This window comes from Streptomyces sp. NPDC017993, assembly GCF_044328065.1.
Lineage (GTDB): Bacteria > Actinomycetota > Actinomycetes > Streptomycetales > Streptomycetaceae > Streptomyces.
The window spans coordinates 269,755-287,820 of the sequence record NZ_JBIRGO010000005.1 but is presented as its reverse complement, the minus strand read 5'-3'; the positions used below and the strand labels follow the sequence as shown (position 1 = coordinate 287,820).

15 protein-coding genes are annotated in these 18,066 nt (G+C 71.9%); 5 read left to right on the top strand and 10 right to left on the bottom strand.

Going from position 1 to position 18,066, the window contains the following annotated elements:
* Window positions 1-17: 17 nt before the first annotated feature.
* From ACH4FH_RS10880 to ACH4FH_RS10870, 3 genes are all read right to left on the bottom strand, one after another.
* Complete coding sequence (locus ACH4FH_RS10880; RefSeq protein ID WP_398555446.1) at window positions 18-956, bottom strand: N-acetylneuraminate synthase family protein; 939 nt, start codon at window positions 954-956, stop codon at window positions 18-20.
* A 64-nt stretch (window positions 957-1,020) separates the two neighbouring features.
* Window positions 1,021-2,376 (bottom strand): cytidylyltransferase domain-containing protein, encoded by a 1,356-nt coding sequence (locus ACH4FH_RS10875; protein ID WP_398555445.1) that lies wholly within the window; start codon window positions 2,374-2,376, stop codon window positions 1,021-1,023.
* A gap of 53 nt (window positions 2,377-2,429) precedes the next feature.
* Window positions 2,430-3,797, bottom strand: coding sequence for a DUF6716 putative glycosyltransferase (locus tag ACH4FH_RS10870; protein ID WP_398555444.1), 1,368 nt, complete (start codon window positions 3,795-3,797; stop codon window positions 2,430-2,432).
* A 187-nt stretch (window positions 3,798-3,984) separates the two neighbouring features.
* On the opposite strand from ACH4FH_RS10870, the gene ACH4FH_RS10865 reads away from it, so the two are divergent.
* The 3 genes from ACH4FH_RS10865 to ACH4FH_RS10855 are packed head-to-tail and all read left to right on the top strand — an operon-like array spanning window position 3,985 to window position 7,525.
* Complete coding sequence (locus tag ACH4FH_RS10865; RefSeq protein WP_398555443.1) at window positions 3,985-4,962, top strand: glycosyltransferase family 2 protein; 978 nt, start codon at window positions 3,985-3,987, stop codon at window positions 4,960-4,962.
* Window positions 4,962-6,311 carry an alpha-2,8-polysialyltransferase family protein gene (locus ACH4FH_RS10860; RefSeq protein WP_398555442.1) on the top strand — a complete coding sequence of 450 codons (1,350 nt, stop codon included), beginning with the start codon at window positions 4,962-4,964 and terminating at the stop codon, window positions 6,309-6,311. Before ACH4FH_RS10865 ends, ACH4FH_RS10860 begins: the two co-directional genes overlap by 1 nt.
* Window positions 6,308-7,525, top strand: coding sequence for an acyltransferase family protein (locus tag ACH4FH_RS10855; protein ID WP_398555441.1), 1,218 nt, complete (start codon window positions 6,308-6,310; stop codon window positions 7,523-7,525). Before ACH4FH_RS10860 ends, ACH4FH_RS10855 begins: the two co-directional genes overlap by 4 nt.
* 140 nt (window positions 7,526-7,665) lie before the next feature.
* Here the strand turns inward: ACH4FH_RS10855 and ACH4FH_RS10850 are convergent, their stop codons facing one another.
* Window positions 7,666-9,063 (bottom strand): gluconate:H+ symporter, encoded by a 1,398-nt coding sequence (locus tag ACH4FH_RS10850; protein ID WP_398555440.1) that lies wholly within the window; start codon window positions 9,061-9,063, stop codon window positions 7,666-7,668.
* 101 nt (window positions 9,064-9,164) lie between these two features.
* Window positions 9,165-9,680, bottom strand: a complete 516-nt coding sequence (locus tag ACH4FH_RS10845) for a gluconokinase (RefSeq protein ID WP_398555439.1) — start codon at window positions 9,678-9,680, stop codon at window positions 9,165-9,167.
* A gap of 133 nt (window positions 9,681-9,813) precedes the next feature.
* Here ACH4FH_RS10845 and ACH4FH_RS10840 point away from each other — a divergent pair, with 133 nt between their 5' ends.
* Window positions 9,814-10,515 (top strand): FadR/GntR family transcriptional regulator, encoded by a 702-nt coding sequence (locus ACH4FH_RS10840; protein WP_398555438.1) that lies wholly within the window; start codon window positions 9,814-9,816, stop codon window positions 10,513-10,515.
* 41 nt (window positions 10,516-10,556) lie between these two features.
* Here ACH4FH_RS10840 and ACH4FH_RS10835 read toward each other — a convergent pair whose 3' ends face one another.
* Both ACH4FH_RS10835 and ACH4FH_RS10830 read right to left on the bottom strand, forming a co-directional pair.
* Window positions 10,557-10,769 (bottom strand): hypothetical protein, encoded by a 213-nt coding sequence (locus tag ACH4FH_RS10835; protein WP_393894581.1) that lies wholly within the window; start codon window positions 10,767-10,769, stop codon window positions 10,557-10,559.
* 135 nt (window positions 10,770-10,904) lie between these two features.
* Window positions 10,905-12,503, bottom strand: a complete 1,599-nt coding sequence (locus tag ACH4FH_RS10830) for a methylmalonyl-CoA mutase (RefSeq protein WP_398555437.1) — start codon at window positions 12,501-12,503, stop codon at window positions 10,905-10,907.
* A 204-nt stretch (window positions 12,504-12,707) separates the two neighbouring features.
* Here ACH4FH_RS10830 and ACH4FH_RS10825 point away from each other — a divergent pair, with 204 nt between their 5' ends.
* Entirely contained in the window at window positions 12,708-13,586 is an 879-nt protein-coding gene (locus ACH4FH_RS10825) for a L,D-transpeptidase family protein (protein WP_398555436.1), read from the top strand.
* Between the two features lie 177 nt (window positions 13,587-13,763).
* Here ACH4FH_RS10825 and ACH4FH_RS10820 read toward each other — a convergent pair whose 3' ends face one another.
* From ACH4FH_RS10820 to ACH4FH_RS10810, 3 genes are all read right to left on the bottom strand, one after another.
* Complete coding sequence (locus ACH4FH_RS10820; RefSeq protein WP_398555435.1) at window positions 13,764-14,825, bottom strand: hypothetical protein; 1,062 nt, start codon at window positions 14,823-14,825, stop codon at window positions 13,764-13,766.
* Window positions 14,825-15,661, bottom strand: a complete 837-nt coding sequence (locus tag ACH4FH_RS10815) for an RNA polymerase sigma factor (RefSeq protein WP_398555434.1) — start codon at window positions 15,659-15,661, stop codon at window positions 14,825-14,827. The genes ACH4FH_RS10820 and ACH4FH_RS10815 overlap by 1 nt, the downstream gene beginning before the upstream one ends.
* 604 nt (window positions 15,662-16,265) lie before the next feature.
* Entirely contained in the window at window positions 16,266-18,023 is a 1,758-nt protein-coding gene (locus tag ACH4FH_RS10810) for a glycoside hydrolase family 20 protein (protein ID WP_398555433.1), read from the bottom strand.
* Window positions 18,024-18,066: the final 43 nt, after the last annotated feature.

Here is an 18,066-nt window from a genome sequence, read left to right as displayed (position 1 = left end):
GGCGTCCCGTCGTCCGCTCAGACTGCGGCCGGCTCGCGGTCGGCGTCGGCCGCCTCCGTCTCGGCCACCACGCCGGTGACGCGGCGCAGCTTCTTCATCGGGCCGAGCTCGCTCTCGTAGACCTTCTTGACGCCGTCACCGAGGGACTCCTCGATGGTGCGGATGTCGCGGACCAGGCGGGTCAGGCCGCCGGGCTCGACGGAGGCGGCCTGGTCGGAGCCCCACATGGCGCGGTCGAGGGTGATGTGGCGCTCGACGAAGGTGGCGCCGAGGGCGACGGCGGCGAGGGTGGTCTGCAGGCCGGTCTCGTGGCCGCTGTAGCCGATCGGGACGTTCGGGTACTCGTCCTGCAGGGTGTTGATCATGCGCAGGTTGAGCTCCTCGGCCTTGGCCGGGTAGGTGCTCGTGGCGTGGCAGAGCAGGATGTTCTCGCTGCCCAGGACCTCGACGGCGTGCCGGATCTGCTTGGGGGTGGACATGCCCGTCGAGAGGATGACGGTGCGGCCGGTGGCGCGCATGGCGCGCAGCAGCTCGTCGTCGGTGAGCGAGGCGGAGGCGACCTTGTAGCAGGGCACGTCGAACTTCTCCAGGAAGGCGACGGACTCGACGTCCCACGGGGAGGCGAACCAGGCGATGCCGCGCTTCTTGCAGTACTCGTCGATGGCGCGGTAGCCGTCCTCGTCGAACTCCACGCGGTGGCGGTAGTCGATGTAGGTCATCCGGCCCCAGGGGGTGTCGCGCTCGATGTCCCACTGGTCGCGCGGGGTGCAGATCTCCGGGGTCCGCTTCTGGAACTTCACGGCGTCACAGCCGGCGTCGGCGGCGGCGTCGATCAGCGCGAACGCGTTCTCCAGGTCGCCGTTGTGGTTGATGCCGATCTCGCCGGTGACGTAGACGGGGCGGCCGGGGCCGGCAACGCGGTCGCCGAGGGAGCGGAGACGGGAGTTGGTGCTCATGGGGAGGTTCCTTCTTCGTGGGTGATTCGTGGGTATGGGGTGTGGAGGGGGTTCAGGGGGTGGCTCAGAGGGACGGGCCCAGGAGCCAGGAGGCGATCTCGCGGATCGCGCCGCTGCCTCCGGGCGTCGCGGTGACCGCGCGGGCCGCGCCGCGCACCACGTCGTGCGCCCCGGCGACCGCCACCGGCCAGCCGACGAGGTCGAAGCAGGGGAGGTCGTTGACGTCGTTGCCGACGTAGAGGACGCGCTCGGGCGCGATGCCCGCTTCCTCGCACCACTGCTTGAGGGCGAGGTCCTTGCGGTCGATGCCGTGCAGGACGGGCACCTGGAGCTTGCGGGCCCGTGCGGCGACGACCGGGTTCTTCTCCGAGGACAGGATCAGCAGCTTCAGCTCCGCCTTGCGCAGCGCGGCGATGCCGAGGCCGTCGCCGCGGTGGACCGCGACGAGTTCCCGTCCGTCGGCGTCGATCAGCACCCGGTCGTCGGTCTGGGTGCCGTCGAAGTCCAGTACCACCGCGTCGACGTCATCGGTGGTCGGCAGGTGGGCGGGGGACGTCGCGGAAAGATGGGTGGCGAAGTCCGTGGGTGCGCCGGGGCGCGGGGCGTCCAGCAGCGGCGCGAGAGCGCGGGCGCGGGCGAGGTCGTGCGGATCGTCGACCTCCAGCACCCGGGCGGGGTCGGTGCGGACGGGTTCGGTGCGGCCGAAGAAGCGGTGGCCGCCGGCGCGGAAGCCGGCCGCGTCCATGGCGTAGGCGGCGCCGGTCTCCAGCAGGTCCTGGGGGCGGTCCTGGCGGCGGGGCCGGAAGGACTTGTCGTGGTTGACGCCGTAACCGCCGGCCGTGGTGACGGTGGCAGTGGCGGTCCGCGGGCCCGCCACGGACGCGGCGACGGCGGAGGCGGCGTCGCCGACGCCGGTGACGTCGCTGCCCGCGTCGTCGGCGGCGTCGCGCCAGACGAAGCCGTGGAAGGGCGCGACGGTCAGTGCGCTGTCCGCGCCGCCCTCGACCACCGCGGCGGCCACCGCGTCGATGTCCTCGGGGACGAGGAAGGGGCTGGTGCACTGGACGAGGAGGACGGTGTCGACCGGTGTGCCGTGCTCGGACTCGTAGCCGTCCATGGCGTGCAGGACGGCGGCCTCGCTGGTGGCGGTGTCGCCGGCGATGTCGCCTGGCCGGCGTATGACCACCGCTCCGGCGCCGCGGGCGGCGGCCGCGATGCCCGCGTCGTCGGTGGAGACCACGACGTCGGTCACCAGGCGCGCGGCGCGGCAGGCGCGGATCGCGCGGACCACCAGGGGCACTCCCCCGACGGGGGCGAGGTTCTTGGCGGGCACGCCCTTGGATCCGCCGCGGGCGGGGATGACGGCCACCACGGTCGGCCTGCCGGGCTGACCTGGCCGGTCCTGCGGACTGTGCGGCATTTCGGGCTCCTTCCGGGGGCCGTGCGGGCTCCGGGGGCTGACGGGCGGGGTGCTCACAGCTGCCCCCAGCGGCGGATGGCGGGGGCTACGCGCTGCACGCCGTGGCGGTAGGCGCCTCTGGCGGCCTCGCGGACGGTGTCGCGGGCGACCCGGCGCAGACCGCCGGCCTGCTCGGGGGCCTCCGTGTAGCCGGCGACCGGCTCGCCGTGCGGGTCCAGGCCGTGGCGGGCAAGGATGCCGGGGAGGTAGCCGGGGGCGGTGCGGGGTGTGTAGTACGGGGTGATCGGCGGCAGCCGGTCGGCGGTGCGCAGGGCGGTGACCCGGGCGTGGGCCGCGTCGAATGCCCTCTCGTACGGGTCGTGGTCCGCTGCCGCGGATGCCGGTGACGCGGGGGCGACGCCCTGCCGGGCGAGCCATGCCGCATCCGGCTCCGGGCGGTGTCCGGCGTCCAGCTCGTCCCAGGAGGCCAGGCAGCCGGAGCCGAGGAAGTGGTGGTTGCCGAGGACCTCGCGGATGCCGAGGTCGGTGAGGACGGCGGTGGGGATGCCGCGGTGCAGGGATTCCAGGGCGGCGGTCGAGCTGACGGTCACCATCAGGTCGGTGCGGTCCAGGACCTCGCCCATGTTGCCGTACACCAGGCGGCAGTTGGCGGGCAGACCGCCGGGCGCCTTGGCGGCGAGCTTCTGGTAGGGCAGTTCCTCGATGTGCGTGGTGTGCTCGCCCGGCTTGCTGCGGAGCTTGATCAGCACCTCGCGGTCGGGGTGCTTGCGGGCGTGCTCAACGGCCCTGCGCAGCAGGTACGTCCGGTCGGTGCGGCTGTCCGGCACGGACGGCTGGGCGGCGAACACCACGGTATAGGGGTCGTGTTGGCCGGTGTGGCGCTCGCCGCCGAGGAAGGGGAGGGCGCATTCGACGACGCTGCCGTCGTCCGCGCCGACGCCGCGGTAGACCTCGCGGAAGCGGTCCGCGTCCTGCCGGGAGTTGGCGAGTACGACATCGGCACCGTGCCGCAGCAGCAGTCCGTCGGCGAGCTTCTCGTAGACCACGCCGACGTAGCCGGTGACGACGACGGGGCGGCGGTGCTCCGCACCGGCCGGGGCGTCCGCTCCCTGCCAGGCGCGGGCGAGGCCGTGCAGCATCGCCTGCACCGCGCCACCTACGCAGGCCAGCACGACGACGTCGTAGCGCGTACGGTCGATGGACCGGACGAAGTCGACCCCTCGGATTTCGCGCAGCGAGTCCGCACGGGCGCCGACCTCGTCGAGCTGGCGGACCGTGGGAGTGGCGCGGCCGCGGAGGAGATAACCGTCGAGCCGAATGTCCGATTGGAGTCGGTACGCCGTGAGAGCGCCCCATTTCCACCGGGTATCCGAGTCGGCGAGTACGGCGACCCGCGGCGAGGAATTCGTACGTGTTGGCACGACGATGACGCTAGGAAGCCATTCCGGTCAGCGGGCCAACTGGGTCGCAACAAACGGTTAACAGCGGGTCGACGAATGACGAACCGGGCCGGTTATCCGTCCGGTTAACCATCCCGCCATTCTTCGTTCACCCTGTGGCCCGCACCCGGTAAAGACGAATGCCGGCTCCGCGCCTAACGTCACCCAGGTGGTTAAGCTCTCCGTCATCGTGCCGTTCTACAACGTGCAGACATACGCGCCCGACACCCTGAAAAGCCTGGCAGCAAACGCCCGCGAGGACTTTGAATTCCTGCTCGTCGACGACTGTTCGCGCGACGAGACCCCGGAGATCCTCGCGCGCGCCGAGCGCGAGCTCCCGGGCGCCAGACTGCTGCGGCACGAACAGAACGGCGGTCTGGCCACCGCCCGCAACACAGGACTGGACGAGGCCCGCGGCGAATACATCACCTTCCTCGACGGTGACGACTGGCTGGCCCCCGGCTACTACCGGGAACTCCTCGGCGCGATCGAGGAGTTGGAGTGCGACTTCCTGCGCACCGACCATGTCCAGTGCACCGCCCGCGCCCGCACCGTCCATCGCGTCCCGCACGGCCGGCGCGGCGTCGTCATGGACCCGCGCAGCCTGATCATGCCCGCCGACCGCTCCACCTCCGTCGACTACGCCTTCGCCTGGGCCGGTATCTACCACCGCAGGCTGCTGGACGACGGTCTGCTGCACTTCACGCACGGCCTGCGCACCGCGGAGGACCGCCCGTGGATCTGGCGGCTGCACCGCGAGGCCCGCTCCATGGCGGTGGTGGGGCAGCTCGGCGTCTTCTACCGGCGAGGGGTCGCGTCCTCGCTGACCCAGATCGGCGACGTACGACAATTGGACTTTATTCGCGCGTTCGACCAGGTGATCGAGGAAACCGCTCGGGACCGCGATGCGGAAGTTCTCCTTCCGAAAGCGGTGCGCACCTATTGCGCGATCATTTCTCACCACCTCGGATCGATCGAACGATTCGAACCGCAGGTCGCCCGGAAACTGCGCTCGATGAGTGCGGCGGCCATGAAACGCATGCCGCAGGACGTACTGAAGGAAGCACTGAATTCGATGGATGTGCAGCGCGCGTCCCGTTTGCGGCGGCTGCGCCGCCGCCCCGCCCAGGTGGAGGTCGCGGCCTGATGCCCAGCCGACCCACCACCCAGATCTTCATGGCCTCCACGCTCTACGGCGCGGCGACGCTGGCCGCCGCGCTGGACGCGGACCGCTTCGCGCCGGCCGACCGGCGCCTGCTGCTGCTCAGCAACAACGCCACCACCCCGGAGACCACCGCGTCGCTGGACACCATGCCCGGCTTCGCGCGGCTGCGCGGCCGCTTCGACCGGGTGCTGTCGTGGAACGACACGATCAGCCCCTTCCACCCCGGCGGCTGGTCACCGCGTGCGGACGATGTCCCGCTGTGGGAGCGGCACTTGCGGCTGCTGTGGGGCCTGGGCGACGACCGGGTCGAGCTGATCGTCGAGTCCATCCAGGTCAACCCGGCGCTGGCGCTGGCCCAGTTGTTCCCCGACGCGTCCATCGACGTCTACGCCGACGGGCTGATGAGCTACGGCCCGACCCGCAACAAGCTCGACCCGCTGGTCGGCACCCGCATCAACCGGCTGCTGCACCTGGACCTGGTCCCGGGCCTCAAGCCGCTGCTGCTCACCGAGTTCGAGGTCACGGCGCAGACCGTGCCGACCGACGCCTTCACCAAGGTGCTCGCCGAACTCTCCGACGACAGCGGCCCGTTGGATGTCCCGGAGGGCGCGGCGCTGCTGCTCGGCCAGTACCTCTCCGCGCTGGGCATCCTCACTCCCCAAGAGGAGGAGGAGCTGCATGTGCGGATGGTGCGCGGCGCCGTCGCGCGTGGCCACCGCGAGGTGGTCTTCAAGCCGCACCCGTCCGCGCCGGCCCGCTGGTCCCGGCTGCTGGAGCGGGAGGCCGAGAAGCTGGACGTCGAGCTGACCGTGCTGGACAGCCCGGTGCTGGCCGAGGTGCTCTATCAGCGGATGCGGCCCGCCCTGGTCGTCGGCTGCTTCTCCACCGCGCTGCTGACCGCCGCCACTTTCTTCGACCTGCCGACCGCGCGGACGGGCACCGAGCTGCTGCTGGAGCGGCTCACGCCGTACCAGAACAGCAACCGCGTCCCGGTCACGATCGTCGACGCGCTGGTGCCCACCCTCGACGACCGCGGCGCGCGGCCGCACGCCGCCGTGGCGGACATCCAGGGCCTGGTAACCGCCGTCGGCTATGCCATGCAGCACCAGATCTACCCGCAGTTGCGGCCCGCCGCCGAGCGCTACCTCACGGCCCGTCTCGACCAGGGCACCTGGCGCTACTTCAAGCGCCGCCGGCTCACCTCGCTCGCGTTGCCCGGAGCGATTCCCTCGCAGCTGTCCTTCCTCCCGCGCAACGCCACCGTGCGCCGGGTCGCACGCCGGGCGCGCGCCGTGCAGCGGCGGCTGAAGAAGCGGGCCGTCTTCGGATGACCACCCAGTTGACGGCCACCCCGGCTCCCCCGGAAGCGGACCGGATACCCGACGGTGTCGGCGTCGCCACCCTGCCGGCACCGACCCCCGAGCGGGGCCCGTCGCGGCTCCGCGCGCTGGACGGGCTGCGGCTGCTCGCCGCCCTGATGGTCGCCGCGTACCACTACGGCGGGCGCGACGGCGAGATATCCCTGGCCTGGGGCGGCTCTCCGGCACAGCAGTTCCCCACCGCCTCGGGCCTGTTCGCCTACGGCTGCCTGGGCGTCCAGATCTTCTTCGTGATCAGCGGCTTCGTGATCTGCCTCAGCGCCTGGTCCCCGCCCGGCGGCCGCCGCCTCCTGCCCTTGGGCACGTCCTCGCCCGGTACGGCACGGCTGCGGGCCTTCCTCGCCTCCCGGGTATCGCGCCTCTTCCCGGCGTACTGGGTGGCGATACTCCTGGTCACCGCGGTGTTCGCGCTGCCCTGGGTCGCCTACGAGGCGCTCGCGCCCAGCGACGTACTGACGAATCTGACCATGCTGCAGGAACCGCTCGGGGTGGACCGGGTGCTCGGCGTGTGCTGGACGCTCTGGGCCGAGATGCGTTTCTACGCGCTCTTCGCGCTCTGCGTCGTGCTGCCGGGCGCGACCCGCGGCCGGGTCGTGCTGTTCTGCGCGGGCTGGACGCTGGCCGCCGCGCTGGCGCAGGCCGCCCACCAGCCGGTCCTCGACATCGTGCTGATGCCCGAGTACGCCCCGTACTTCATCGGCGGCGTGGGCCTCTACCTCCTGCACCGCTTCGGTGCCCGCGACCCGATCGCCTGGGCGATCGTGCTGGTCAGCTGGCTGATCGGCCAGCACTACGCGGTCGCGCGGCTGTGGCACGCGCAGTCGGCCGAGGGCTTCTCCTACCGCTCGGCAGCCGGCATCGTCGCCGTCATCACGCTCGGCTTCGCGCTGGTCGCGGCCGTCGCCCTGGGCAAGATGCGATGGGCGAACTGGCGCTGGCTGACCGTCGCGGGCGCGCTGACCTACCCCTTCTACCTCGTGCACGAACACCTGGGCTGGGTCGTCATACGCGCGCTGCACCACGGCGTGGGCCTCCCCTCGTACGCCACGCTGCTGCTGGCCGTCGGACTGATGCTGCTGCTGGCATGGGTACTGCACCGGTGGGTGGAACGCCCCCTGACGCCCCTGCTGAAACGGTGGATCAACCCGAAGCGGCCGGCGGTCTGAGCGACGGGGGCACGGCCCGCCACATACGCGTGCGGCCGCGCCGGCGGATGTTCGCCGGCACGGCCGCACGGAGGAACGGGCACCTGAGGGGGGTGGGGCGCCCGGGGCGGGAATCGCCCGGAGGTAGCGGGGGGGCGGTGCTAGAGCACCAGGGACAGCAGCAGGACGCAGATGATCCCGACCACCGAGATCAGCGTCTCCATGACCGACCAGGTCTTCAGGGTCTGGCCGACGCTCATCCCGAAGTACTCCTTGACCATCCAGAAGCCGGCGTCATTGACATGGCTGAAGAACAGCGAGCCGGAGCCGATCGCCAGGACCAGCAGGGCGCCGTGCGTCGTGCTCATGTCCGCGGCGAGCGGGGCGACCAGTCCCGCGGCGGAGATGGTGGCCACCGTCGCGGAGCCGGTCGCGAGGCGGATGGCGACCGCGATCAGCCAGGCCAGCAGCAACGCGGAGATGTTCCAGTCCTTGGATATCTCCAGGATCATCTGGCCCACGCCGGAGTCCACCAGCGTCTGCTTGAAGCCGCCGCCGGCGCCGACGATCAGCAGCACACCCGCGATCGGGCCGAACGCCCGCTCGACGGTGGTGGCGATCCGGCCCCGGGTGAAGCCGGCCGCCCGGCCCAGCGTGAACATCGCCACGAGGACGGCGGTCAGCAGGGCGATCAGCGGCGAACCGATGACGTCGAAGATCCGCTGGGTGACGTTCTCGGGGTCGTCGATCACGATGTCGACCAGCGCCTTGGCCAGCATCATCACGACCGGGAGCAGCACGGTGGCGACGGTGACGCCGAAGCCGGGGCGCTTCTCGAGGTCCTCGGAGGGACGCTGCGGAACCATGTTCTCCGGCGGGGCGATGTCGACCCAGCGGGCCGCGTACCGGGAGAAGACCGGACCGGCGATGATCGCGGTCGGGATGGCGACGACGACGCCCAGGGCGAGGGTGACGCCGAGGTTCGCGCCGACCGCGTCGATCGCGACGAGCGGGCCGGGGTGCGGCGGGATCAGCCCGTGCATGACGGACAAGCCCGCCAGCGCCGGGATCCCGATCCGCATCAGCGAGAAGTTTCCGCGCTTGGCGACCAGCAGCACGACGGGGATCAGCAGCACGATGCCGACCTCGAAGAAGATCGGCAGCCCGACGATGCCGGCGATCAGCACCATCGCCCAGGGCATCATCCGCCCACTGGCCCTGGCCAGGATCGTGTCGACGATCTGGTCGGCGCCGCCGGAGTCGGCGAGCAGCTTGCCGAGGACCGCGCCGAGCGCGATCAGCACACCCGTGCCGGCGACCGTGGTGCCCAGGCCGGCCGAGAAGCTGGTGATGGTCTTGTCGAGCGGCGCACCGGCCACGGCGCCGAGCACCAGCGAGCCGATGATCAGCGACAGGAAGGCGTGCAGCTTGAACTTGGTGATGAGCAGGACGATGACGGCTATGCCGGCGAGGACGGCGATGCCCAGCTGCGCATGACCGGCCGAGGTGATGGGCTCGGTCGCATCCGCTGCGAGCATCTCGACGCTGAGATGTGTCACGGCGATTCCCTTGGTTGGACGGAGGGGGGAAGGGGGGATTGCTGCGGTGCCTGTGGGGGGTGGGGCTTCGGTGGCGCGGAGGGCCGGGGCCTTCGGCCGGTCTAGGTGGCCGGCTCCAGCTGCCGCAGCGCGGCGACGGCCCGCGCGGCGATCTCCTGCGGTGTGCCGGACACGTCCACGGCGACGCCCGCCTCGTCGGAGCCGAGAGGTTCGAGCGTGGCGAACTGGGAGTCCAGCAGCGCGGTGGGCATGAAGTGGCCCTTGCGCTCGGTCATCCGCTCCTCGATCAGCGCGCGGTCCCCGGTGAGGTGGAGGAAGACGACCCCGGGCGCGGCGGCGCGCAGCCGGTCGCGGTACGCACGCTTGAGGGCGGAGCTGCTGACGACGCCGCCCTTTCCGGCCCGGTCGTGTGCCCAGGCGCCGATGGCGTCCAGCCAGGGGCCGCGGTCGTTGTCGTCCAGCGGGGTGCCCGCCGACATCTTGGCGATGTTGGCCGGCGGGTGGAAGTCGTCGCCCTCGGCGTAGGGAATGCCCAGTTCGGCGGCGACGAGCGGGCCGATCGTCGTCTTGCCCGTGCCGGCCACTCCCATCACGACGATGACGTGGGGGGTGCTCATCCCGAATACCTCGCTGTCTTCATTGACCTCGTGCGTCGCCCCACTGAAACCTATTAGGTACGACGTATTCAAGAGTCTGTGATGCAAACGTCATACTTAATCTCGGCCGAGGGGGAGAACGTAGGCTTGGCCCATGGAAAACGAGGGGAAGGGGCTGCACGCCCGGGTGCTGGAGTCCCTCGGACCCGCGATCACCGCGGGGGACTACCCTCCGGGCACGGTCTTGCGCACGGACGAGCTGGAGGAGCGCTTCGACGTCTCCCGCACCGTCATCCGCGAGGCGATCCGGGTCCTGGAGTCCATGCAGCTGGTCGCCTCACGGCGAAGGGTCGGCGTGACCGTACGGCCCACCGAGGAATGGAACGTCTACGACCCGCGGGTGATCGGCTGGCGGCTGGCCGGCCGGGACCGCCCCCGGCAGCTGCGCTCCCTGACGGTCCTGCGCTCCGCCATCGAGCCGGTCGCGGCGGGACTGGCCGCCACCCACGCCACCCCCGCCCAGTGCGCCGAGCTCACCGAGCACGCCATGGGCATGGTGGCCACCTCACGCGGTCAGCAGTTGGACGCCTACCTCGTGCACGACACGGCCTTCCACCGGGTGGTGCTCGGCGCCTCCGGGAACGAGATGTTCGCCCGGCTCGGCGATGTGGTCGCCGCGGTGCTCACCGGCCGCACCCAGCACCATGTGATGTTCACCGACCCCGACCCGGCCGCGGTCACCCTGCACGTCCAGGTCGCCGAGGCGGTACGCACCGGCGACGCGGCGCGCGCCGAGTCCCTCACCCGCGAGATCACTGTCGGCGCGATGGCCGAACTGGACGTACTGGCACCGTAGTCGACCTCCACCACCCCGCGGCCGCCCCGGATGCGCCCGGTTCAAAACAGCGGCTGCTGGCCCGGGATCGGCGGCGCCTCGGGGTCGAAGAGCTTCTCCGCCGGCGCCATCATCGGAGCCATCCGCCGCGACCCCGGACAGGAGATCAGCTCCAGTCCGGTGCGCCGGCCGGGCGGGTCGTGACGGGCGAAGCGGCCGCCGACAACGGCGATCTCTCGGGTGCAGACGGGGCACGTGCGGCGGGGTGAGGACATGACACCAGTTTGACGCAGGCCGGTTCGGCGAAAGCCGGGCCCCCGGCCGGTGGCCACCGCAATGGGTGACCTCAGGAACGCCACACGCGACTCGCCCTTCCGGGCTCGCCCCCCACCCCGCTCCCCGCTCCCCGCTCAGAACACGTCCGTCGGCTCGTACGTCCCCCACACCTCGCGCAACGCGTTGCACACCTCTCCGACCGTGGCCTTCGCCCTCAGCGCCTCACGCATCGGGTAGAGGACATTGGCCGTTCCCTCGGCCGCCGTCCTCAACTCCGCGAGCGCCGCGGTCACCGCGCTCCCGTCCCGTCCGGCCCGCAGCGCCGCCAGCCGCTCGACCTGCTGCGCCTCGATCGCCGGGTCCACCCGCAGCGGTTCATAGGGCTCCTCCTCGTCCAGCTGGAAGCGGTTGACGCCGACCACGACCCGGTCACCGGCATCCGTCTCCTGCGCGATGCGGTACGCGTTCCGCTCGATCTCGCCCTTCTGGAAGCCGTGCTCGATGGCGGCCACCGCGCCGCCCAAGTCCTCGACGCGCCGCATGAGTTCGACCGCCGCGGCCTCCACGTCGTCCGTCATCGCCTCGACAGCGTAGGACCCGGCGAACGGATCGACGGTGGCGGGCACATCGGTCTCGTACGCGAGCACCTGCTGCGTACGCAGCGCGAGACGGGCGGACTTGTCGGTCGGCAGCGCGATGGCCTCGTCGAAGGAGTTGGTGTGCAGCGACTGGGTGCCGCCGAGCACCGCGGCCAGGCCCTGGACCGCCACCCGTACGAGATTCACCTCCGGCTGCTGGGCGGTGAGCTGGACGCCGGCGGTCTGTGTGTGGAAGCGCAGCATTTGCGACTTGGGGTTGCGCGCGCCGAACTCCTCCTTCATCACCCGGGCCCAGATCCTGCGCGCGGCACGGAACTTGGCGACCTCCTCCAGCAGGGTCGTACGGGAGACGAAGAAGAAGGACAGGCGCGGCGCGAAGTCGTCCACGTCCATCCCGGCGGCGATCGCGGTACGGACGTACTCGATGCCGTCGGCGAGCGTGAAAGCGATCTCCTGCGCGGGCGAGGCGCCGGCTTCGGCCATGTGGTAGCCGGAGATCGAGATGCTGTTCCACTTCGGGATCTCGGCGCGGCAGTACTTGAAGATGTCCGCGATCAGGCGCAGCGACGGCTTGGGCGGGAAGATGTAGGTGCCGCGCGCGATGTACTCCTTGAGCACATCGTTCTGGATCGTGCCGGTGAGCTGCTCCGGCGCCACTCCTTGCTCCTCTGCGACGAGTTGGTAGAGGAGGAGAAGCAGCGCCGCAGGTGCGTTGATGGTCATGGACGTGGAGACCTCGCCCAGCGGGATGCCGCCGAACAGCAGGCGCATGTCCTCGATGGAGTCGATGGCCACACCGACCTTGCCCACCTCGCCGGCCGCGATCGGCGCGTCCGAGTCGTGGCCCATCTGCGTCGGCAGGTCGAAGGCCACCGACAGGCCCGTCGTGCCGTGGGCGATCAGCTGCCGGTAGCGGGCGTTGGACTCGCGCGCGGTGCCGAAGCCGGCGTACTGGCGCATCGTCCAGGGGCGCCCGGTGTACATCGACGGATACACGCCGCGGGTGAAGGGGAACACGCCGGGCGCGCCGAGCCGGGTGTCCGGGTCCCAGCCGGCCCGGCCCTCCGGTCCGTACACGGGTTCGACGGGCAGCCCGCTCTCGTTGCGTCGCACACTCTCCGGCTCGCGCGCCATGGGTGTCGCCCTCCACTGGTGACCGGTGATCCCCGTGACCGAGAAGTAGCAGTTCTGCCGCCGCGACGGACTGTAGCGGCGGGCCGCGTGTCGTGCGGAGCGGCACGCTGGGCCCTGCCGTGAGCATGCCCGCAGGTTCGCCGCCCGGCCGCGCTGGGAAGCATCACCGGTGGCCGGCGCAGCCGGCGAACCCGGGGGTGGGACATGCGGCGTGGTGCGGGCGGTCGAACGGTGCGCGGCGGGCAGGTGGCTGCCGCGGCGCTCGTGGTGGCGGCGTTGGCGGTGGGCTGCCGGCCGGTGACCGTCACGGGCACCGGCGGATCGGCGGACAAGAGCGGACGGCACCTCCCCACGACCGCCGCCCCCGCTCCGGACGACGGCCCGCCGGCCACCGCCCGTCCCACGCCCCCGCCGACGCAGGACCGCACCGGGCGCCCCACTCCGCCCGCCCCGCAGCCGGTGATGGCTGCCGGCTCGCAGGGTCCGCGGGTCCGCGAACTCCAGGCGCGGCTGGCCCAGCTGGGGCTCTTCGACCGCTCCCCCACGGGGTACTACGCATCCGTCACGGCCGCCGCGGTCCGCGCCTTCCAGCGGCAGCAGGGTCTGTCGCGCAGCGGCGCGGTGCAGCCCGCCGCGTGGAGCGCGCTGCGCTCCCGCACCCGGCAGCCGTCGCACGCCGAGCTGTACCCACCCACGGCCAAGCCGATCGGCGCCCCGGATCCGCGCTGTATGACGGGGCGGGTGATCTGCATCAGCAAGCGGAGCGACACCCTGGCGTGGATGGTCGACGGCCGGGTGGTCTCGGCGATGGACGTCCGCTTCGGCTCGCAGTACACCCCCACCCGCGAGGGCACCTTCGCCATCACGTTCAAGAGCAGGCATCACGTCTCGACGATCTACCACTCGCCGATGCCGTACGCGATGTTCTTCAGCGGCGGCCAGGCGGTGCACTATTCGTCGGATTTCGCCGCCCGCGGCTACAGCGGCGCCTCACACGGCTGCGTCAACGTCCGGGACAAGGAGAAGATCGCCGCCCTGTTCGCCGCGGCGAAGAAGGGCACGAAGGTGGTCGTCCACCGCTAGGGGGCGCTGCGCCGGCCGCTGCTGGGCGGGCAAAGAGAAGGGGCGCGGGCAGGGCCGGGGGAACGTGCCCCGCCCGCGCCATGTGCGCGGAGCCGAAGGTACGGGGGGAACCCCGGCTCCTGCGCAGCCGATGACCAGTCGGCTTCACTTGCTACTGCGCCACCGGGCCGAAAAACGTCACAGCACGCTGCTCAGCGCGGTACCGGGGGTGGCGCTGCCGGCGTCCGGCGCGGTGGTGGAGGGCGCGGGGGCAGGTGTGGACGCGCCGGGTTCCGGGGTGGTGCTCGGTGCGGCGGGCGGGTGTTCGTCGTCGTCCTCGTCGCCGCCGCCCTGGCCGCTGCCGTTCTGACCGCTGCTCTCGCTGCCGCCCTTGCCGCCGCCGGAGCCGTCCTCGCCCTCACCGCCCGAATCACCGTCCTGGTGGGCGCGGAGGTACTTGCGGCAGAAGGCGTGCACCTTGTCGGCGCCTCCGGCGGCGCGTTCCAGGCGGCGGATGGTGTAGCGGTCCAGTCCGCCGTGGTTGCCGGATTCGTAGGCCCGGCAGAGCTTCTCCACGTACCTCTGGCGCGCACCGCGGTCCGGCGGGGTGTCGCCGTTGTCGCCCGCGCCCGCGGTGTCCTCGGGGCCGGGGCCGTCGCCAGGGGTGCCGGTCGCCGCGCCATCGTTGTCGCCGCCCGGTGCCGGGCTGCCGCTGGGCGGTGTCGTGCCCTGGCCGGGGGTGGCGTCCGGGGTGTGCTCGGTGGTGCCTTCGGTCTGGGTGCCGGGCTCCTGGGTTTCGAAGATGCCGGGGGTCTCCGCGGCCGAGACGCTGGCGGCCGGTTCGGGCTCGCCGCCTTCGAAGGGCGTCGGGAGCATGCCGGTGCCGGCCGCGACGGCGACGCCGCCGATGGCACAGGCCGCCAGGGCGACGGCGAAGCCGCGCCGGAAGGGGCGTGCGAGCCGGGTGCGTTCGGGGAGGTCGGCGCGCAGGGTGTGGGCGACGTCCGGCTGCTCGCCGGCGACGGGCCGGCGCCGACGCCCGGCGGAGCCGTGCCGCGCCTGACGGAAGGCGGCCAGTGCCGCGTCCTCGCCGGGCAGTTCTCTCGCCTGGGCGGAGCCCGCGCCGGCCGCCGCGGCAGCGGCATCGAGAAGTTGCCTCAGTTCGCGTGCGCCGCCGCTGTCCGGGCCTATCACCGGCTCACCGCGCAGCAATCGCTCCGCGGCGTCCTTGTCGAGCCAGTTGTACCGGTCGTCGGCCATCACATGTCCTTCTGCGTTCGTGCAGCCGTTTCCGTCACACCCGGTACGTACGATTCCGCCACGCCGTCGCGGCGCCTTCTGCCCTGTGCGGGCACCCCGCCCACCGTTCCACCACCCCCGCGCGGGGTGCGCGCGGCCCGCTCGGCGGGAGCGTCCTCGCGGTGGTCCGCGTCGTCCGCGACCTCGTCCGCCGGCCCGCCCTCCCCGGCGCGTGCGACGCTGTCGCCGCCGTCGGGATCCCGGCTCAGGTCCAGGCCAGCGCCCACCTCCGGCGCGTCGGCGAGCAGTTCGGCGAGGCGTCGCAGGCCCCGGTGCGCTGCGGTTCGTACCGCGCCGGGCCGCTTGCGCAGGACCTGCGCGGCGCCCTTGGCGTCGAGTCCGACCACCACCCGCAACACCACGGCCTCGGCCTGGTCCTGGGGCAGCCGGGCTATCAGCCCGAGGGTGCGGCCGGTCCCCAGGGCCTCCAGCGCCTCACTCGCGGTGTCGGACGCGGCGGGGGTGTCGGCGAGTTCACTCTCGTCGCCGCCGACCGCGGGGCGCCGGCCGCGCATGCGTATGTGGTCCAGGGCGCGGTTGCGGGCGATACGGGCGGCCCAGCCGCGGAAGCGGTCGGCGTCGCCGCTGAAGCGGGCGAGGTCACGGGTGATCTGGAGCCACGCCTCGGACGCGACATCCTCGGCGTCCGCTTCGCCCACCAAGGTCCGTACATATCCGAGAAGTCGGGGATGCACAGCGCGATAGACGGTACGGAACGCCGCCTCGTCGCCGTCCTGTGCCGCCTGCACGGCAACCGTCAGCCGACTGTCGTCCGGCTGAATGTCGTCCCCTCGCACGGGTCCATCCTGTCGCACGCGGAAAGTCCGCCGCCCGGTCTTTGATCACTTCGCTTCGCTGACCGCTATACGTCACGCGGCTCCGGACACCTGCCGGCCACCGCCCGCCGCCGGTCACTCGGCGCGCCGGGAACTCCTGGTAACCCGACTGTTCCTGCTGACCGTAACCCGTGCCGACGCACGCTCCGAATCCGGGCCACCGCAAGGAGCGACGACCGCCTTGGCCTCCGGACAACCGTAGAGCCGGGCGGATCGGCCGGCGCGCGGCCTTCCGCCCGCCGTGACGCCCGTCCGGTGCGCGCACGGATCCATCTGAACTCCCGGAATCACGGCTTTCTTCGACCGCGCGCAGTGGCGTGATCAGTGCGCCAACCGGCGCGGATGGGCACGTTACGGGCCACGGCCGGGCCGCGTCCAGAGCACTGGCCGTGCCTCGGCCCCCACCCCGTGTGACGCTTTCGGGCCGTCCGGCGCTGTATCGAATAGGGGCCGTGAGCGGCCCCTTCGCGAACGACGGCCGGGGCCTCTCCTGTGGGGGGTGGCGGCCCCGGCCGTCCCTCGCTTCTCTTCGGAGCCGGGCCGGTCGGGCCGGCCTGACCGGTCCCTATCCGGCCCGATCCGCCAGCGCCTTGAAGTCCTGCCAGGACATGGCGGGCGTCCGCGGATCCCATGTCTTCTGGGCCAGTGCCGCCAGCGGCAACCGGATGCCCCTCGCCACCTGCTCCTGTGTCTGCGAATCGGCCAGGTCGCACCAGATCGCGAACCGCGCGCCGGGCACCCGGTCGGGGCCGGTCTGATTCTGCGGCACCGCGACCGGCGCGGTGCCGCGCAGCACCCGCGGGGTCCAGCTGCGGTAGATCCGCTCGCCGGTCGGATAGGTGAACTCGTTGGGCTCGCCGAGCACGTAGTAGAGGTACTCGTCGTTGAAGTTCATGACGGTGCGGCCCTCGCGCAGGAACTTCGCCGGGTCGTTGGCACCCATTTCCTTACCGGTCCAGTAGTCCACCGTCCGGTCCTTGTCGGGGCTCACCTCGCCGCCGGAGAAGAACCCGTCGTTCCACGCCTCGATATCGGTCTTGCCCTTGGCCCGGACGGTCTTCTCCCGGTCGTTGAGCCAGCCGGTCGCCAGATCCTCGATGGTGCCGTTGGGCCCGTACTTCTCCTGCGCGGCCCGCGAGAGCTGCGGATAGGTCGTCGCGGGGGAACTGGACATCAGCGCCTGGTACTCATCACCGCCCAGGTGCCAGTTCGGTGCGGGGAACAGCTCCGAGAATTCCCGCATCAGCTCGTCGATCAGCTGGGCGGATTTCGGATTGGAGATGTCGATGGCGCCGCGCACCGTGCCGCCCTGGGCGTTGCGCAGCTGGAGGTCCTGGTGCTTGTTCAGGACGGCGCCCAGGTGACCGGGTGAGTCGATCTCCGGCACGACGGTGATGTGCAGACCTGCCGCGACCCGCAGCAGGTGGCGTACCTGGTTCTTGGTGAGGTGGTCCGCGGAGACGATCTCGGGGTGGGTGTCGCTCTGGATCCGGAAGCCCTGGTCGTCGGAGAAGTGCAGCTGGAGCTGGTTGAGCTTGAGGTCGCCGAGCTCCCGGATGCGGGCCTCGATCCAGGCCGCGCTGAACGGCTTGCGGGCGTTGTCCAGCATCATGCCGCGCTGGGGGCGGTCCGGCCGGTCCTCGATGGTGCCCTCGGGGAGCCCGCCGGCGGTGCGTACCGCCTGTTTGACGGTCCGGGTGCCGTTGAAGACACCGGCGTCGGTGGGTGCCGTGAGGGTGAGGCGGGTGTCGCGGGCGGTGAGGGTGTAGCCCTCGTCCGCGGTGTTGCGGGGCGGGGCATTGTTCGGCCGGTCGCCGCCCTTGCCGGTCAGCTTCACCTCGACGTCGCCGGGCCGTACGGGCTGCTCGCCCCAGACCGTGGGCAGGCCGCCCAGATCGCGGGCCATCATCCGGGCCTCGTCGGCGACGGTGCTCTTCTCGCCGGCCGGCACCACCACCCGGGCTCCCTTGGACGGGCGCCAGCCCCGCCCGTCGGCCGGGCGGAAGTCCCGTACCGCCGGGACGATGCGCGGCGGCCCCTTCACCGCCGCCCAGGTCGGGGTGGGTGCGGCCGACGCGGCGCCCGCGCTCTCCGAGGAGCCGGTGCTGCCCGGGGCGTCGGAGTCCGCCGCGTCCGAACAGCCGGCGAGCGCCAGCGTCGAGGCGAGTGCCGCCACCAGTGCCGCGCGCCCCGCGGGGCCCCTGCGCGACCTCGGCCGGGACGAAGGCGATGGCCACAGGGAGGCCGGCGGCCGGGTGAAGTGCGGCGGCCGGGTGAAGTGCCACGGCCGGGTGAAGCGCGACGGCCGCATCGGGTTCAACATCGTGCAATCCTCACATTTCGGGGCGAAGATATTGCCAGGTGTA

Bases quoted from the DNA above. Each gene is read 5' to 3' on its own strand.
- ACH4FH_RS10880 (WP_398555446.1), bottom strand. From the start codon at position 956: ATGAGCACCAACTCCCGTCTCCGCTCCCTCGGCGACCGCGTTGCCGGC.
- ACH4FH_RS10875 (WP_398555445.1), bottom strand. From the start codon at position 2,376: ATGCCGCACAGTCCGCAGGACCGGCCAGGTCAGCCCGGCAGGCCGACC.
- ACH4FH_RS10860 (WP_398555442.1), top strand. From the start codon at position 4,962: ATGCCCAGCCGACCCACCACCCAGATCTTCATGGCCTCCACGCTCTAC.
- ACH4FH_RS10855 (WP_398555441.1), top strand. From the start codon at position 6,308: ATGACCACCCAGTTGACGGCCACCCCGGCTCCCCCGGAAGCGGACCGG.
- ACH4FH_RS10845 (WP_398555439.1), bottom strand. From the start codon at position 9,680: ATGAGCACCCCCCACGTCATCGTCGTGATGGGAGTGGCCGGCACGGGC.
- ACH4FH_RS10840 (WP_398555438.1), top strand. From the start codon at position 9,814: ATGGAAAACGAGGGGAAGGGGCTGCACGCCCGGGTGCTGGAGTCCCTC.
- ACH4FH_RS10835 (WP_393894581.1), bottom strand. From the start codon at position 10,769: ATGTCCTCACCCCGCCGCACGTGCCCCGTCTGCACCCGAGAGATCGCC.
- ACH4FH_RS10830 (WP_398555437.1), bottom strand. From the start codon at position 12,503: ATGGCGCGCGAGCCGGAGAGTGTGCGACGCAACGAGAGCGGGCTGCCC.
- ACH4FH_RS10825 (WP_398555436.1), top strand. From the start codon at position 12,708: ATGCGGCGTGGTGCGGGCGGTCGAACGGTGCGCGGCGGGCAGGTGGCT.
- ACH4FH_RS10820 (WP_398555435.1), bottom strand. From the start codon at position 14,825: ATGGCCGACGACCGGTACAACTGGCTCGACAAGGACGCCGCGGAGCGA.
- ACH4FH_RS10810 (WP_398555433.1), bottom strand. From the start codon at position 18,023: ATGTTGAACCCGATGCGGCCGTCGCGCTTCACCCGGCCGTGGCACTTC.